Source organism: Enterococcus songbeiensis (genome assembly GCF_005405265.1).
In the GTDB taxonomy this organism is placed as follows: Bacteria; Bacillota; Bacilli; order Lactobacillales; family Enterococcaceae; genus Enterococcus_C; species Enterococcus_C songbeiensis.
In genome coordinates, this window is record NZ_BJDS01000007.1 from 155,995 (window position 1) to 172,115 (window position 16,121).

Below are 16,121 nucleotides of genomic sequence, written 5' to 3' on the forward strand. Positions count from 1 at the left end.
GGAGATGGCTAGTCTTTTTACTTATTAGGAGGATGAAGAAAATGATAAAAAACAAAGGGTTAATCGCAACAGTTATTGGATTAGTAATTATTTTGGCAGGTTTTGCTATTTTTGAAGGAATGAACAAAGAACCGGAAAAAAAGACCGCAGAAACCGTTAAATCTGTAGGTATTTTACAGTTCGTCAGTCATCCGGCATTGGATCAAATCACTGAAGGAATCAAAGAAGGATTGAAAAAAGAAGGCTTTGAAGAAGGAAAAAACCTAAAAATCAACTTCCAAAACGGGCAAGCCGATCAAAGTAAATTAGATACAATGAGTCAACAGTTAGTGCAGGACAAATCCGATGTTCTGATTGGGGTAGCAACACCTGCGGCCCAAGCATTGGCCAACACAACAGATAAACTACCGATTCTGCTTGGTGCAGTTACCGATCCCTTAGGTGCCGGTTTAGTAAAGAGCAATGAAAAACCTGGTGGAAATATCACCGGTGTTTCGGATCAACCACCCGTTGCTGCTCAAATCAAATTGGCCCATGAATTATTACCAGAAGCAAAAAAAGTCGGCATCTTGTATTCTTCGTTGGAAGCTAATTCAAAATTCCAAGTAGCACAGGCAGAAGAAGCAGTCACCGGTCTGGGTTTGACGGCAGAAAAAAAAGCTGTTTCTTCTACAAATGAAATTGCTCAAGCAGTTCAAGTTTTGGCTCAATCCGTTGATTTCATTTATATTCCATTAGATAATACGGTTGCAAGTGCAATGGAGACAGTGGTTTCCGAAGCAGATAAAAATAATGTACCGATCATTCCCTCTGTTGACACTATGGTTCAGCAAGGAGGATTAGCAACTGTCGGTATCAATCAAAAAGAATTAGGTATCCAAACCGGAAAAATGGCTGCGGCAATCCTAAAAGGCGAAGCAGAACCAGCGACCACCCCCGTTTACACTTTTACCGATGGGGATACTATCATCAATACGGATCAAGCAAAACGGTTTAATATCGATCTTGGCGATAAAGCAGACACAGCAACCCTTGTCACGACGGGAGGAGAAGAATAAATGATTGTTTCAACAATTGGGCAGGGACTACTTTGGTCGTTGCTGGGACTGGGAATTTTTATGACCTATCGTATTTTAAATTTTCCTGATATGACCACAGAAGGTTCTTTCCCATTGGGAGGGGCGGTCTGTGTGACTGCAATCACCAGTGGAATTCATCCAATTTTGGCAACATTGTTGGGTGTTTTGGCGGGAATGGCAGCTGGTTTAGTGACCGGTCTGCTTTTCACTAAGGGCAAAATTCCAGTGATTTTAGCCGGTATTCTTGTTATGTCTGGTTTAAATTCCGTGATTTTATTCGTTATGCAAAGCCCCAATAAAGGCTTGATGAAATTTCCCCGTATTCAAGATATTTTTCAAGGGCTACATTTACCAAACTATTTTGATATCGTGCTGCTGGGAGTTGTTGCGGTATTGGTGACAATTGGTTTATTGCTATTGTTTTTTTACACAGAACTTGGACAAGCGTATATTGCCACCGGTGATAATGAAGAAATGGCTCGTTCATTAGGAATCAAGACCGATCGCATGAAGATTCTTGGATTGACCTTGTCAAACGGTGTGATTGCTTTATCCGGTGCCTTGATTTCTCAAAATGACGGCTATGCGGATGTTTCAAAAGGAATCGGGGTCATCGTCATCGGTTTGGCTTCAATTATTATTGGTGAAGTATTGTTTGGAGAACTAAGTTTTGCTGAACGATTGGCAGCAGTGGTGATTGGCAGTATCATTTATCAATTATTGATTTTTGTCATCATCTGGGCTGGCTTTGATACAACTTATCTAAAAATTATTTCTTCTGGAATTCTAGCTATTTGTCTGATGGTTCCTCGTTTCAGACAAGCCCTGAATTTGAAAACCGGGTTGGAAAAGGAGGCGTCCAAATGAGTGTTTTAGAAATCAAAAACGTTTCAAAAGTAATCAAAAATGGCGTCAATGAACAAAAAATACTTTTGGATCAGATTGATCTAACCTTACAAGCGGGAGATTTTGTTACGGTTCTAGGGGGAAATGGTGCCGGAAAAAGTACCTTGTTTAATATAGTTTCTGGAACATTGCCTGTAACCACCGGCAGCATCACCATTGACGGTGTCGATGTGACCAAAGCTTCCGAAGAAAAACGGGCAGCGTATATTTCACGAGTTTTTCAAGATCCGAAAATGGGGACGGCTCCTCGGATGACGGTGGCGGAAAATCTTTTGCTGGCAGAGAAACGCGGTGTTCAACGACGCTTGGTTTCACGAAAAATCAATGAGAAAAAAGCTGGTTATTTTGATCTCTGTCAACAAGTCGGTAATGGATTGGAAAATCATCTGGATGTTCCGACCGGTAATCTTTCTGGGGGACAACGGCAGGCATTGAGCTTACTAATGGCAACCATTCGCCCGCCACAGTTGCTTTTGTTGGATGAACATACAGCAGCCCTTGATCCCAAAACTTCCAAACAATTGATGGCCCTCACAGCACAACGAGTAGCCGAGCAGCAATTGACCTGCATGATGATTACTCACCGAATGGAAGATGCTTTGCATTATGGAAATCGTCTGATTCTTTTGCAAAAAGGAAAAATCGTCAAAGACCTGAATGCTGCAGAAAAAGCGAAACTGACCTTACACGATCTGCTTTTATTTTTTGAAGAAGAGTTGTAAGCTCTCAGAAAAATTGAAAAAATTTTCAAAAAATAATTGACAGCTACTTTTTTTATGTCTATACTAAGAACAATCTTACATCAGCTTGGAGCGATTCTAATGAAATTAGTACAACACGCACAACTGAATAATTATTACTTTAGCTATTTTAGATAGGTTTGTATTCATGATTTCATGGGTGCAAACAGACCAAGTTTGTATCTATGATGGCTAGAGATTTTTGACACGACTTACAGCCACGTAGATAAGAAATCTATAGTGGCTATTTTAATTTTACCGAGCTTTTCAGGCTCCTTAGAAGATGTTCACTGTAGAGGGATGATTTACTACAGTCAACATCTTTTTTTGTTGGTTTTGCTGTAAAAAATAGGAGGAATAAAAATGGAAATCACAGGACACACCCATTTGGCCGGGTTATATGCCAAGCCTGCTCGCCACAGTATCTCACCAATGATGCACAACGCAGCCTTTATTGAAAAAGGAATCGATGCCAGATATCTTGCATTTGATGTAGAACCTGAGGATCTTAAAACCAGCGTTGAAGCGATTCGGACATTGCAGTTATTGGGTGTCAATTTATCAATGCCTCATAAAATGGCGGCTGTTCCTTTGATGGACGAATTAAGCGAAGCCGCACAATTGATTGGTGCCATCAACACAATCGTCCACCATGAAGGAAAATTGATTGGTCACAATACAGACGGAATTGGCTTTATGGCCAGTTTAACCGATGCTGGTATCTCGATTATCGGCAAAGAAATTACCCTGATGGGGGCAGGCGGCGCAGCGACAGCGATTATTTCTCAAGCGGCTTTAGACGGAGTCAAAAAAATTCACGTCTTTAATCGAAAAGATGCCTTTTATGATCAAATTGCCGTAAAATTAGCAGAAATCAGTCGTCACACCAACTGTGAGATTCATTTAGCAGACCTTGAAGATCATTCAGCATTACAGCAGGCTATCGCAACCAGTGTTCTCTTGGTTAATGCAACACGGGTAGGAATGAAACCAAATGATGGTGCAATGGCATTAACGGATGTTTCCTTTTTACACGATGAATTAGCAGTCTATGATGTCATCTACGAACCCCGGGAAACAAAATTGCTTCGACTTGCAAGAGAAAAAGGATTAAAAACCGCAAACGGTTTGGGCATGCTGTTGTATCAAGGTGCTGCTTCATTTGAATTATGGACCGGACAAAAGATGCCGGTAGAAAAAATTAAACCAATCGTTGAAAATAATTAAAAGAGAGTAGGAAAAAAGAATGATCGTGATTATGAAGAAAGATGCCACCAAAGAACAGGTTGAGTCCGTGGTGAACCGTATCAAAAAAGAAGGCTTAGAAGTGAATATTGATCAAGGAACAGAACACATCGTCATTGGATTAAAAGGCGATACTCGCGGCATGCAGGACGTGGCATTCAATAGTTTTGAAGGTGTAGAGAATACCGTTAAAATTTCTAAAACTTACAAATTAACTTCTCGCGAATTTCATCCCGGCGATACCGTCGTTGATGTTGACGGAGTAAAAATCGGTGACGGCAGTTTTGTTACAATGGCTGGACCTTGCTCGATTGAAGGACTGGATCAAATCAGAGAATGTGCCCGAATGGCAAAAGCCGGCGGAGCAAAAATTTTACGTGGGGGGGCATTTAAACCTCGCACCTCTCCTTACGCGTTTCAAGGATTAGAAGAAGAAGGTTTGAAATACATTCGTCAAGCTGCCGATGAGTTTGGCATGAAAGTAATTACGGAAGTTATGGATGAAGGGCATATCGATATGATTGCCGAATACAGTGACATTTTACAAATTGGTGCCCGCAACATGCAAAACTTTAAATTATTATCTGCTGTGGGGAAAACAGGTAAACCAATCGGCTTAAAACGAGGAATTTCAGGAACAATTGATGAATGGTTGAATGCAGCAGAATACGTTGCAGTAGAGGACAAATCGCCGGTGATTTTCATCGAGCGTGGGATTCGTACTTACGAAACAGCTACCCGAAATACGTTTGATTTAAGTGCTGTTCCGTTGATCAAAAAACTTAGTCACTTTCCGATTATCGTCGATCCAAGTCATGGAACAGGCATTTGGGATTTAGTACCACCTATGGCTCGTGCAGGAGTTGCCAGCGGAGCAGATGGTATGATCGTTGAAATCCACCCTGATCCTGCTAATGCTTGGTCAGACGGTCCCCAATCCTTAAATGAAAAAACTTACCTGCGCATGATGAAAGAAGTGGGAATCATGGAAAAAGCCATGCAGGAAATCAAGGCTTTATCAAAATAATTTCTAATTTAGGAAAGAAGTGGAAGCTATGCTTACGGTTCATTTAGCAAATCATCAATACGATATTCTTATCAATCAAGGAGCACTACAACAAACAGGAAAATGGCTGAAAACAATCTGGAAACCTCAGAAAGTTGCGGTTATTACCGATAGCAATGTCGCTCCTCTTTATGCAGAAATAGTTATGCAACAAGTAGAGAAAAGTGGATTTCACCCAGTTTTGACCGTGGTTCCTGCCGGTGAAAAAAGCAAATCCCTTGATCAAGCAGCGTTGCTTTACGATTTTTTAGCAGAGAATGGTTTTACCCGCAGTGATGGTGTTTTAGCTTTAGGAGGAGGTGTTGTTGGTGATTTGGCAGCATTTGTTGCTTCAACTTTTATGCGGGGCATTCATTTTGTACAAATTCCCACGACTCTTTTGGCACAGGTGGATTCTAGCATTGGTGGAAAAACAGCCGTCAACACAGCGAACGCAAAAAATCTGGTGGGAACTTTCAGTCAGCCGGATGCTGTTTTGATTGATCCATTGGTGTTAAAAACCTTAGAACCTCGCCGTGTTCGGGAAGGCATCGCAGAAATCATCAAATCCGCCGCAATCGCCGATATCGATTTATGGCAACTGCTTTCTTCCTTGAAAGACGAAGCAGATTTATTGGCTCACGCTGAAGCCATTATTACCGCAACCTTGAAAATCAAGCGTAAAGTGGTGGAAGAAGATGAATTTGATCAAGGCAATCGCTTGATTCTAAATTTTGGGCACACAATCGGTCACGCCATCGAAAAAACCGCCGGCTATGGTATCGTGAGTCATGGAGAAGGGGTAGCTATTGGAATGGTTGCTATCAATCGTCATGCCGAAGCAATCGGTTTATCTCCTAGCGGAAGTACACAACAACTAATAACAATGATTCAAAAATTTCATTTGCCAATTCATTATGATAACTGGCAGACAGATCAACTGTATCATGCGATCACTCATGATAAAAAAGCTCGTGGGAACCAATTAAAAATTATTTTATTAGAAAAAATCGGGGAAGCTAAGATTCACCCGATTCCCATCGCCGACATCAAGGAATATTTAGGAGGAAATTAATATGCGTTATATAACAGCTGGTGAATCACACGGTCCTGAGTTAACTGCAATTATTGAAGGTTTACCTGCCGGACTACCTTTGACAGAAGAAGATATTAATCTTGAACTTGCTAGAAGACAAACCGGTTATGGTCGCGGTGGACGAATGAAAATTGAAAAAGATCAAGTACGGATCACCTCTGGCATTCGTCACGGAAAAACGCTGGGCTCGCCAGTTACTCTGGTTGTTGAAAACAACGATTGGAAAAACTGGACAACGGTAATGTCCGTGGCAGAAGTCCCTGAAAAAGATAAAAAATTACGAAGAGTTGCCCGCCCACGTCCCGGTCATGCCGATCTTGTCGGTGGCATGAAATACCATCACGACGATTTACGGAATGTTTTGGAACGCTCCTCTGCACGAGAAACCACAATGCGGGTAGCAATCGGTGCTGTCGCCAAAAAGATTCTTTCAGAACTTGGAATCATCGTTGCGGGTCATGTTACTTGCCTTGGCGGTATCCATGCGAAATTACCGGAAAACTTGAGTATTCAAGAAATACAAAAAATCTCCAATACTTCTGATGTTCGAGTAATCGATCCCGATGTAGAGCAAGAAATGAAGGATCTCATTGATGAAACGAAGAAAAAAGGGGATACAATTGGCGGCATCGTCGAAGTCCTTGTCGGCGGTGTTCCCGCTGGATTGGGCAGTTATGTGCAATGGGATACTAAATTAGATGCTAAAATCGCACAAGCCGTAGTAAGTATCAACGCGTTTAAAGGTGTGGAATTTGGTGTTGGTTTTGAAGCCGGTTCATTGCCCGGATCACAAGTCATGGATGAAATTCTTTGGGATGAGCAAGATGGCTACACTCGCCGGAGTAATAACCTTGGTGGATTTGAAGGGGGCATGACAAACGGAGAACCGATCGTTGTTCGAGGAGTGATGAAACCAATCCCAACTTTGTATAAACCCTTGCAAAGTGTCGATATCGATACAAAAGAACCCTATAAAGCAAGTGTTGAACGATCTGATAGTACGGCTGTTCCGGCTGCCAGCGTCGTTGCTGAAAGCGTCGTCGCTACTGTCGTGGCAAATGAACTCTTACAAAAATTTCCAAGCGATTCCTTCGCCGAACTAAAAACCAGTGTTACAGAATATCGGGAGTACTTGAAAAATTACTAGGAGGCGCTGAGAATGAAACAACGAATATTGATCGTTGGTCTGGGATTGATTGGCGCTTCGATGGCATTATGTATCAAGAAGCAACATCCGCAAACGGTACTGATAGGGTGGGACAAACTTGAAACCACCCGCAACATTGCAAAAGAAAAAAAAATCGTGGATTTGATTCCAGCCGATTTCGCTGAGGGAGCCACGCAGGCAGATCTTATTTTGCTTGCGGTACCCGTCAATGCAGCTAGAAATTTTCTCGATCAATTGGAGCAATTACCGGTAAAAGAAAATTTGCTGGTAACCGATGTCAGCAGTACCAAGCAACAAATCGTTCATGCTGCCCAAACGAAAAAATTTCGGTTTGTCGGAGGACATCCGATGGCAGGCTCCCACAAATCCGGTGTGCAGGCGGCAGACAGTGATCTTTTTGAAAATGCCTATTATATTTTTACCCCGGTCAAAGAACAAAGCTCAGATGTCGCTTTGTTGCAGGAACTTTTTCAAGGAACAAGGGCAAAATATGTAGTGCTTTCAGCAGAAGAACACGACCGCATTACAGGAATGTTGAGTCACCTGCCCCATATCATTGCCGCCGGTTTAGTGAATCAAGCAGATCTTTTTAATCAGGAACATCCACGGGCAAAACAATTGGCTGCCGGCGGTTTTCGGGATATTACCCGAATTGCTTCTTCTGATCCAGTCATGTGGACAGATATTCTTCTAAGCAACAAGAAATTTTTGCTGGAAGGCCTGACACAATGGCAGCAGGAGATGGAACAAATTGCGGGATGGCTCAAAGAAGATAATCAACAAGAAATTTTTGCTTTTTTTAATCGGGCAAAGGATACTCGGGATCAATTACCCGTTCATCAGCATGGAGCAATCCCGGCATTTTATGACTTGTTGATTGATGTACCGGATGTGCCGGGAGTCATCGCAGAGGTTACCGGACTTTTGGGAGCTGCGAAGTTGTCCTTGATTAATCTGAAAATTCAGGAAACAAGAGAAGATATTATCGGTGTATTGCAAATCAGTTTTAAAAATCAAAAAGATTTGCTTGCTGCACAAAAGTGTATCGAAACCAACACGGATTATCATTGTTGGACCAAATAATCGGGGAGGAAAAAAATGAAATTAGTGGAAAATAATCACGGTCTAAAAGGAACGTTGACGATTCCGGCGGATAAGTCAATCTCTCACCGCAGTATTATGTTTGGTGCTTTAGCAAACGGAACAACAACGATCAGAAATTTTTTGCGGGGGGAGGACTGTTTAAGCACCCTCCATGCCTTTCGACAACTAGGTGTAGAAATCGAAGATGATGGTGAAATCATCACCGTTCATGGACAAGGTTTTTCTGGATTAAAAGCTGCAGATGCGCCAATTAATATCGGAAATTCCGGCACAACGATCCGATTGATGATGGGGATTTTAGCCGGTCAACCTTTCAAGACCCAGCTTTATGGGGATAGTTCTTTAAACAAACGGCCAATGAATCGGGTGATGCTTCCTTTGCGCGAAATGGGTGGGCGCCTTCATGGGGATGAAGAAACAGAATTTCCTCCCATTACGATTGATGGTGTGGTAGATTTGACTCCGATTCATTACGAAATGCCGGTTGCCAGCGCTCAGGTCAAATCAGCGATTCTTTTTGCAGCAATGCAGACAAAAGGAACCTCAACGATTCTCGAAAAAGAACTTTCCCGCAACCATACAGAAGAAATGATTCGTCAATTTGGCGGTTCCATCTCCGTTAGAGGAAAAGAAATTATGATTACCGGACCACAACAGTTTACCGGTCAAGCGCTCACTGTCCCAGGTGACATTTCTTCCGCCGCTTTCTTTTTGGCTGCTGGTGTTTTGGTACCAAACAGTCAGCTGCTTTTGAAAAATGTTGGCATCAATCCCACGCGAACAGGAATTTTGGATGTTTTACAGGCAATGGGTGCGGTGATCGAACAAACCAACGAAGATTCCCACAATCAAGCAGCAGATTTAACAGTTCGTTTCAGCTCTTTAACTGCCACAACGATTGAAGGAGAGATTATTCCTAGATTGATTGACGAATTACCAATTATTGCATTACTAGCTACTCAGGCAAAAGGAACCACAATCATTAAGGATGCGGAAGAATTGAAGGTCAAAGAAACCAACCGAATCGATGCAACTGCCGAGGAATTGAAAAAAATGGGTGCTGATATCCAGCCAACAGAAGACGGCTTGATTATCCATGGACCCACGCCTTTACACGCTGCCAGTGTTTCCAGTCGCGGAGATCATCGAATCGGGATGATGTTGCAGATTGCGGCGTTATTAGTAGATGAACCTTGTGAATTGGAAGACGCAGAAGCGGTAGCCATTTCTTATCCACAATTTTTCCAAGATGTAGCCGACTTGGTGACAGGAGGGAAATAAATTGTCTAGTATTATTTTAATTGGCTTCATGGGTGCGGGAAAATCAACAATTGGTCGGCAGTTGGCTCGGCGTCTATCAAAGGAATTGATTGATCTTGATGCGCAAATCGTGGAAGCCATCCACATGCCCATCGCAGATTATTTCGATCAATTTGGCGAAGCAGCCTTTCGAGAACAGGAAACTGCTATTTTAGCAGAGCTAGCCACAAAAGATGGAATTTTAGCAACCGGCGGCGGAATTGTTTTACGTCCAGAAAATCGCACACTCCTAAAACAGCAGCCCGCTGTCATTTACTTGACCGCCGACACGCAGGTCTTGATTGAAAGAATCCAACAAGATACAGAAAATATTCGACCGTTAGCAGAAAATAAACAACCTGCAGAAATCGCGGCAATTTTAGACCAGCGGATTGCTTTTTACGAAGAAAGTGCCAGGCATATTCTAGATACGACAAATAAGACACCAGAGGAAATCGTTTCAGAAATTATTGAAAGGCTGGGTGACCTATGAAAGTCGGTTATTTAGGACCAGAAAGCTCCTTTACACATCAAGCCGCAAGAAAACAATTTTCAACGAATTTATTTGCCTATGCCTCAATTCCTGCTTGTTTGAAGGCCTTGTTGAAGGATGAAGTAGATTTAGCCATTGTTCCTATCGAAAATTCTTTGGAAGGTTCGGTCCATCATACGATTGATCTGCTTTCCCATGAACCAGAGCTGCAAGTGAAAAATGAAGTCGTTTTGCCAATCAAGCAGCAATTTCTGATTCATCCTTTTCTTGATGGCAAAGAAATCAAAAAAATCTTGTCTCATCCTCAAGCGTTAGCTCAGTCACAACTTTTTTTAGAAGAGAACTATCCGGAGGTTGAGTTGGTTCCCATGCCTTCCACTACGGCTGCAGCAGAATATGTAGCAAATCATCCCAAAGAAAGCGTTGCGGCAATCGCCTCGGAAGAAACGGCCGCTTATTTTAACTTGAAGATTCTTTATGGAAATATCCAAGACAACGATCTCAATCAAACGCGATTTTGGCTGTTGGGAAAACCAACCACTCACTTTTTAGAAGAAACACCTTCAAAAATGAGTTTAATCTTAACCTTGCCTGCGAATCAGCCGGGAATGCTCCATAAAATGTTGGCGGCTTTCGGCTGGCGGGAAATCAATTTAAGTAAAATCGAATCCCGACCATTAAAAACCAGTTTGGGAGAATATTTCTTCGTGATTGATTTACTGTTGGATCGCCCCTATGAACTGATCGACAACGCCATCACCGAAATCGAATTGTTAGGGGGCAAAGTCCAAAATCTGGGCGGCTATCCCGTAAAATATTTTGATTAGGCTAAAAAGGCTAAGAACTTCTTAAATTTTTTAGGAAGTTCTTTCTTTATTTTTATGCTAAGGTATCCTTAAAACGAGAGTGAAGAAATTTGGAGGATCGTTTATGAGTCGAATGGACCGCTACAAGCATATTCATGAAGAATCAGAAGAAAAGAAAAATATTTTTGCCCGAAAAGAGATTCATCATCAGGAAACGGAGCAGGCATTCCCCCCTGAACAAGAGGAATGGGAGGAGCCGGTTTACCAAGAAAGACCTCAAACCCAGCCTTCCTTTGCTAAAGACAAAAACAAAAAGAAAACCAAATTACCCAAAGCACCAAAACAGGGTAAAAAACCAAAACGCAAGCGCAAGCACCCCATTCTTAGTTTTTTATTGAAACTTATTTTAATTCTAGCCATTTATTCAGGGGTTGCTTTTGCTGCGGGGAAGATGGTTGCCAGCAATGACGATTCTGTTACACAAGAAACCGAGACCTTTAACGGTTTTGCTTCTTCTGACGGATCAAATAATATTTTACTGCTAGGTAGTGATAGCCGAGAGGGGGAAAACGCTCGTTCGGACTCCATCATGGTACTGCAATTGGATGGTCCCAGCAAAAAACCAAAACTCCTTTCCTTTATGCGGGATACCTATGTCGATATTCCCGGCGTTGGGCAGAATAAATTGAATGCCGCCTATGCCTATGGCGGGGCAGAGCTCGTGCGTAAAACACTTTCTCAAAATTTTGGAATTGACTGTAAATATTACACGATGGTCGATTTCAAAACCTTTGAAAAAGTAATCGATACGTTATTTCCTAGCGGTGTTCAAATCGATGCAGAAAAAGATATGAGCAAAAATATCGAAGTTGCCATCAAAAAAGGACCTCAAAAAATGGATGGTCTGACCTTGCTGCAATACGCACGTTTCCGAATGGATGAAGAAGGAGATTTCGGTCGTGTTCGCAGACAACAACAGGTGATGAACGGCATCTTTAGTGAATTGAAAAATCCTTTGGCGATTGCAAAACTGCCTTACGCCGCAGGAAAAGTTATGGGGTATGCGGCAACTGATCTGCCGATGAGCTTTTTACTAAAAAATACGTTATCCATGGCAAAAGGAGCCGGAGGGATCGATCGTTTGACCGTTCCTGTTGATGATTCTTGGAGTTATGGTAATACTTGGGAAGCCGGCAGTGTCTTAGTTATCGACCAAGACATGAATAAAAAAGCAATCACAGAATTTTTAGCGAAATAAGTACCGATTTCTAGTTTGAATGAACTTTCATTTATGCTATATTTATTATGTCGCTTGAAAATTCTTGAAACGAGGAAGTTAGATGAAGTTAGCAATTGTAACTGACAGCTCAGCCTATCTGCCTGAGCCGGTCCGTAGTCACCAAGACCTGTACATCATTCCGATTCCCGTAATCATCGATGGTAAGATTTATAACGAAGGAATCGATATTGAAGCAGATGCTTATTATGATTTATTGAAAAACAGCAAAGAATTTCCCACTACCTCTCAGCCAGCTTTAGGTGAGGTGATGGGTTTGTATGAATCCCTGAAAAACAAGGGCTATGATACGATTTTAAGTATTCATTTGTCCGGTGGAATCTCAGGTTTTGTTTCTACTCTTCATGGAATCAAAGAAGACATTGAAGGGGTCACGATCCTTCCTTATGATTCAAAAATTACCAGTATGCCGATGGGTCACATGGTAGAATCTGCCTTGCAGATGAATGAGGAAGAAAAATCATTAGAAGAAATCGTCGCGCATTTGGATTTGATTCGTGACAATACCTATGCCTACATGATCGTTGATGATTTAAATAATCTCGTTCGCGGGGGACGTTTAACCAACGGAGCGGCATTAATCGGTGGACTCTTAAAAATCAAACCAGTCCTGACCTTTGATCAAGGAAAAATCGTCTTGTTTGAAAAAATCCGTTCTAGTAAAAAAGCTTTTAATCGGGCAGAAGAAATTATTGGACAACGAGATCAGGAAATCACTGCCACCACTAAATTTTACGTGATTCATGCCAACAATTTAACGGTTGCCGAAGAAGAGAAAAAACGGCTACAGGAAAAATATCCAGAAGCTACGATTGAAATCGGTCATTTTGGTCCGGTCATCGGCACCCATCTAGGTGAAAAAGCGATTGGAATCGCAATTTCTGCGCAATAATTTTTTTAATTTATGAAGTGAAAGTAACCGGCAGCACCGCCTCGTAATGAGGGGTGCTGTTTTTTTGAACAGATTAGTTGTAAGGTGGACAGGCTTCTTTTATACTCTAGTAAAGCAGTAATTTAGTAAATTACTAAAAACTGTCCTTTCTTCGTTTTCAAAAAAATTAGTGGAAGGATAGAAGGAGTGAAAAAAATGAAAATACCAACAAATTTAAAACATAAACCCGTGATCGTGGTGGAAGACTACGATAAGGTAGATGGAAAAAATGCCCTAAATACCGATGCAAAAGGTCTTTCTCTTGGCTTGGCACAATGGAATGATAGAGGAAAGGTCGAAATTTCTGGAAAAGTTTGGCGTCATACCGGTGAAAAATGGTCGCGACAATCCGAAGAATTGCCTATCACGCGAATTCTGGATTTAGCGATTTTAGTCAGTCAAGCAAGTCTTTATTTTCAAGATGCGTATCGTCATGAAAAATTTTACGATCCCGAAAATCCACTGATTGATATCATCGGTCTGCAAGGCAACCGAATGACAGTCGAGGTGGATACTGACAATCCAATGATTGATGAAGATATTCTTTTATATTATGATACTTTACAAAAAGACGGCGAATTAATCGGTGAGCGTTTCAAAATTTTAAAACGGTTATTAGATGATTTAGGTTATTAAGGGGTGAAAAAAATGAATAGTCCCTACGAAGTAACAGCGGACCGGCTCTTTTCAAAGTTAGAAAAACAAATGATTTGGCAGAAACCTGAAAGTCATCAGGATAGCGAAGAGGAATTACGGATTGCTTCTGAAATCAAAGAAAATTGGCACGATCCCGAAATGAAAATTTTCAACGTATTGTTGGAAGGCGATGCCGGTTCTGGAAAAACCCAACTAGCAAAGGCTCTGTCTTTTGATTTACAACTTCCCTATACCAAGGTCACTTGTTTTGCGGATATGGATAAATCCGATGTTTTTGGGGCTTTACTGCCGATTGTGGCGACAGATGATGCGTTAGATGGTGAACTGTTGGAAGCAATTTATCAAACGGAACGTCTGGAAGATTTATTGCAGCTGATTCAAACCTATTATCAATTAACTCCCAGCGCTGCACGAGAAAAGTTGGCTGCATTGATTGAACGAATAGATAAGCAAGACAGCCAAGAAGTGGTTCACTATAAATTCTATCCTTCAGAAATTGTGCGTGCCCTAGAAAAAGGCTATTTGCTGGAAATTCAAGAACCGACTGTGATTCGTGATGCTTCGGTTTTGGTCGCTTTAAATTCCGCATTGGAACACCACGGTATGCTGAATCTGCCAACAGGTATGGTTCGTCGCCATGGGGATTGTGTTATCGTGATTACTACAAATCGCAATTATCAGGGAAATCGACCTTTGAATGAATCTTTGCGAGATCGGATGCAGCACGCTGAAAAAATGGATTTACCAGCAATCGAGGTTATGGTTCAACGCGGCAAAGCAAAAACCGGATATGGAGATGAAGCGATATTAACTAAAATGGCAGAAATCATCCGATTATTAGATACGACAGCAAAAGCGAATGCCATCAAAGGGGTGGCCGGAATGCGTTCTTATTTTTACTGGGTGCATACCCTTGTTCAAGACCAAGATCCCTTACAAACCATTTATCCGAAAGTACTGTATAAAGTAACGACAGACCCAAATGAGTTGACTCTTTTGCAAAATGCATTAGCAGAAAGCGAATTATTGGATCAGCTAAGACAATTACTCACGAGTCAACCGTTAATAAAGTATAAAAAAGAAGCCGTTCGGGGACGGAAAATTTCTCAAGAAGAAGCCGATCAACGAAATATTCCAGAATCTGAAGAAACTGAAGCAGCGTCTCAACTTACTTCAACACCTTTGACAGAAACAGAAGACGAAAAAATTTTGTCGACTCCGGAAAAACAACCGAATCTTTCTGATGATACGAAGCGAACAGATACCGATGGAAAAAGTGAGTCAGGAAGCGAAAGTAGCGAAGAATCATTTTCCGAAAGTACCAGTTCCGTGGATAAAATTGATGAAAAGCAATTTCAAAAAACACTGAACAAGGAAGCTCGGAGTCTTTTAAAAGAAACGAGCCACGGAAAAGAAGGGTTAATCATCCATCGTCCTAAAAGTTCAATCCACAATCAAGAAAAAGCCCGCCAATTAACCGGCAGCGTGTTGTCGATTGTAGAGCCCCTTGTAAAACAAATTCAAGAAATACTGGAAAATGAAGAAACTACAACTTACCAAAAGGGGAAATATATGGGTACCCGGTTTGATGCAAGCCGTGTTGCTTATGGTGATTATCGGACATTCGACAAAAAGCAACCCCCTCATGAGGTTCCCTCATTAGCTTTAGCTCTGCGTATTGACGAGTCCGGTTCTATGATTCGCGAAGATCGAATAACCACTGCACTGACCGCTGCAATTGCAGTAACAGAATTCGCACGGCAGTTGAACCTTCCATTAATGATTTATGGTGATACGGCGGATCTTTCTGCACGAGAAAAAACGTCCATATATTCTTATAAAGAATTTGAGGATTCCTTTGATGGCGTTGCAGGAAAATTAGTTAGCATGAAGGCTCGCCAGAACAATCGCGATGGTGTACCACTAAAATTGTTGAGCGACAAGCTGGTCCAACAAACAGCGACAACCAAGTTGGTCATTTCCATCAGCGATGGGCAGCCCAAAGCTCTGCCGGATTATACCGGTAAAAAAGCAATTCTTGATATCCAAAACGTCGTCAAAGAGTATGAGCGGCAGGGAATCCGATATCTTGCAGCGGCAATCGGCGAAGACAAAGAAAAAATCAAAGAAATTTATGGTGAACATCGTTTCCTAGATATTTCTGATCTTAAGTCTTTTCCTGAACAGTTGATTCAATTGATTGCTCGATATATTTAACGATATTTATTTTATGTAAACTAAAAACGTGTTTACTA

Annotated in this window: 15 protein-coding genes; all 15 read left to right on the forward strand. The window is 41.6% G+C overall.

Translation table 11 applies throughout. The annotated features are described in order from the left end of the window. Positions 1-44: 44 nt before the first annotated feature. Positions 45-1,058: a tryptophan ABC transporter substrate-binding protein gene (gene trpX / locus FFM66_RS05085; protein ID WP_137605222.1), complete on the forward strand. Its 1,014-nt coding sequence runs from the start codon at positions 45-47 to the stop codon at positions 1,056-1,058. Next, a complete protein-coding gene (locus FFM66_RS05090; RefSeq protein WP_137605197.1) occupies positions 1,059-1,946 on the forward strand; it encodes an ABC transporter permease in 888 nt (295 codons plus the stop codon). Continuing rightward, entirely contained in the window at positions 1,943-2,707 is a 765-nt protein-coding gene (locus tag FFM66_RS05095; protein WP_137605198.1) for an ABC transporter ATP-binding protein, read from the forward strand. The genes FFM66_RS05090 and FFM66_RS05095 overlap by 4 nt, the downstream gene beginning before the upstream one ends. Before the next feature lie 375 nt (positions 2,708-3,082). After that, a complete protein-coding gene (gene aroE / locus FFM66_RS05100) occupies positions 3,083-3,952 on the forward strand; it encodes a shikimate dehydrogenase (protein ID WP_171000799.1) in 870 nt (289 codons plus the stop codon). A 19-nt stretch (positions 3,953-3,971) separates the two neighbouring features. Beyond that, on the forward strand, positions 3,972-4,997 hold the full coding sequence (aroF, locus tag FFM66_RS05105) for a 3-deoxy-7-phosphoheptulonate synthase (RefSeq protein WP_137605200.1): 1,026 nt from the start codon (positions 3,972-3,974) through the stop codon (positions 4,995-4,997). Positions 4,998-5,025: 28 nt separating this feature from the next. Continuing rightward, complete coding sequence (gene aroB / locus FFM66_RS05110; protein WP_137605223.1) at positions 5,026-6,090, forward strand: 3-dehydroquinate synthase; 1,065 nt, start codon at positions 5,026-5,028, stop codon at positions 6,088-6,090. 1 nt (position 6,091) lies between these two features. After that, positions 6,092-7,258: a chorismate synthase gene (gene aroC, locus FFM66_RS05115; RefSeq protein WP_137605201.1), complete on the forward strand. Its 1,167-nt coding sequence runs from the start codon at positions 6,092-6,094 to the stop codon at positions 7,256-7,258. 12 nt (positions 7,259-7,270) lie between these two features. Further along, on the forward strand, positions 7,271-8,362 hold the full coding sequence (locus FFM66_RS05120) for a prephenate dehydrogenase (protein WP_048605251.1): 1,092 nt from the start codon (positions 7,271-7,273) through the stop codon (positions 8,360-8,362). A gap of 15 nt (positions 8,363-8,377) precedes the next feature. Beyond that, a complete protein-coding gene (aroA, locus tag FFM66_RS05125) occupies positions 8,378-9,664 on the forward strand; it encodes a 3-phosphoshikimate 1-carboxyvinyltransferase (protein ID WP_137605202.1) in 1,287 nt (428 codons plus the stop codon). A 1-nt stretch (position 9,665) separates the two neighbouring features. Next, positions 9,666-10,175 carry a shikimate kinase gene (locus tag FFM66_RS05130; protein ID WP_137605203.1) on the forward strand — a complete coding sequence of 170 codons (510 nt, stop codon included), beginning with the start codon at positions 9,666-9,668 and terminating at the stop codon, positions 10,173-10,175. After that, the gene (pheA, locus tag FFM66_RS05135) at positions 10,172-11,002 is read left to right on the forward strand and encodes a prephenate dehydratase (RefSeq protein ID WP_137605204.1); all 831 of its coding nucleotides are present in this window, start codon (positions 10,172-10,174) and stop codon (positions 11,000-11,002) included. The genes FFM66_RS05130 and pheA overlap by 4 nt, the downstream gene beginning before the upstream one ends. A gap of 103 nt (positions 11,003-11,105) precedes the next feature. Continuing rightward, positions 11,106-12,239, forward strand: coding sequence for an LCP family protein (locus FFM66_RS05140; RefSeq protein ID WP_137605205.1), 1,134 nt, complete (start codon positions 11,106-11,108; stop codon positions 12,237-12,239). An 82-nt stretch (positions 12,240-12,321) separates the two neighbouring features. After that, positions 12,322-13,170, forward strand: a complete 849-nt coding sequence (locus FFM66_RS05145) for a DegV family protein (protein ID WP_137605206.1) — start codon at positions 12,322-12,324, stop codon at positions 13,168-13,170. A 195-nt stretch (positions 13,171-13,365) separates the two neighbouring features. Further along, entirely contained in the window at positions 13,366-13,845 is a 480-nt protein-coding gene (locus FFM66_RS05150) for a DUF6530 family protein (RefSeq protein ID WP_048605257.1), read from the forward strand. A 12-nt stretch (positions 13,846-13,857) separates the two neighbouring features. Continuing rightward, positions 13,858-16,083 carry an AAA family ATPase gene (locus tag FFM66_RS05155; RefSeq protein WP_137605207.1) on the forward strand — a complete coding sequence of 742 codons (2,226 nt, stop codon included), beginning with the start codon at positions 13,858-13,860 and terminating at the stop codon, positions 16,081-16,083. Positions 16,084-16,121: the final 38 nt, after the last annotated feature.

Bases quoted from the DNA above. Each gene is read 5' to 3' on its own strand.
- FFM66_RS05090 (WP_137605197.1), top strand. From the start codon at position 1,059: ATGATTGTTTCAACAATTGGGCAGGGACTACTTTGGTCGTTGCTGGGA.
- FFM66_RS05095 (WP_137605198.1), top strand. From the start codon at position 1,943: ATGAGTGTTTTAGAAATCAAAAACGTTTCAAAAGTAATCAAAAATGGC.
- aroF (WP_137605200.1), top strand. From the start codon at position 3,972: ATGATCGTGATTATGAAGAAAGATGCCACCAAAGAACAGGTTGAGTCC.
- aroB (WP_137605223.1), top strand. From the start codon at position 5,026: ATGCTTACGGTTCATTTAGCAAATCATCAATACGATATTCTTATCAAT.
- aroC (WP_137605201.1), top strand. From the start codon at position 6,092: ATGCGTTATATAACAGCTGGTGAATCACACGGTCCTGAGTTAACTGCA.
- FFM66_RS05120 (WP_048605251.1), top strand. From the start codon at position 7,271: ATGAAACAACGAATATTGATCGTTGGTCTGGGATTGATTGGCGCTTCG.
- aroA (WP_137605202.1), top strand. From the start codon at position 8,378: ATGAAATTAGTGGAAAATAATCACGGTCTAAAAGGAACGTTGACGATT.
- pheA (WP_137605204.1), top strand. From the start codon at position 10,172: ATGAAAGTCGGTTATTTAGGACCAGAAAGCTCCTTTACACATCAAGCC.
- FFM66_RS05140 (WP_137605205.1), top strand. From the start codon at position 11,106: ATGAGTCGAATGGACCGCTACAAGCATATTCATGAAGAATCAGAAGAA.
- FFM66_RS05145 (WP_137605206.1), top strand. From the start codon at position 12,322: ATGAAGTTAGCAATTGTAACTGACAGCTCAGCCTATCTGCCTGAGCCG.
- FFM66_RS05150 (WP_048605257.1), top strand. From the start codon at position 13,366: ATGAAAATACCAACAAATTTAAAACATAAACCCGTGATCGTGGTGGAA.
- FFM66_RS05155 (WP_137605207.1), top strand. From the start codon at position 13,858: ATGAATAGTCCCTACGAAGTAACAGCGGACCGGCTCTTTTCAAAGTTA.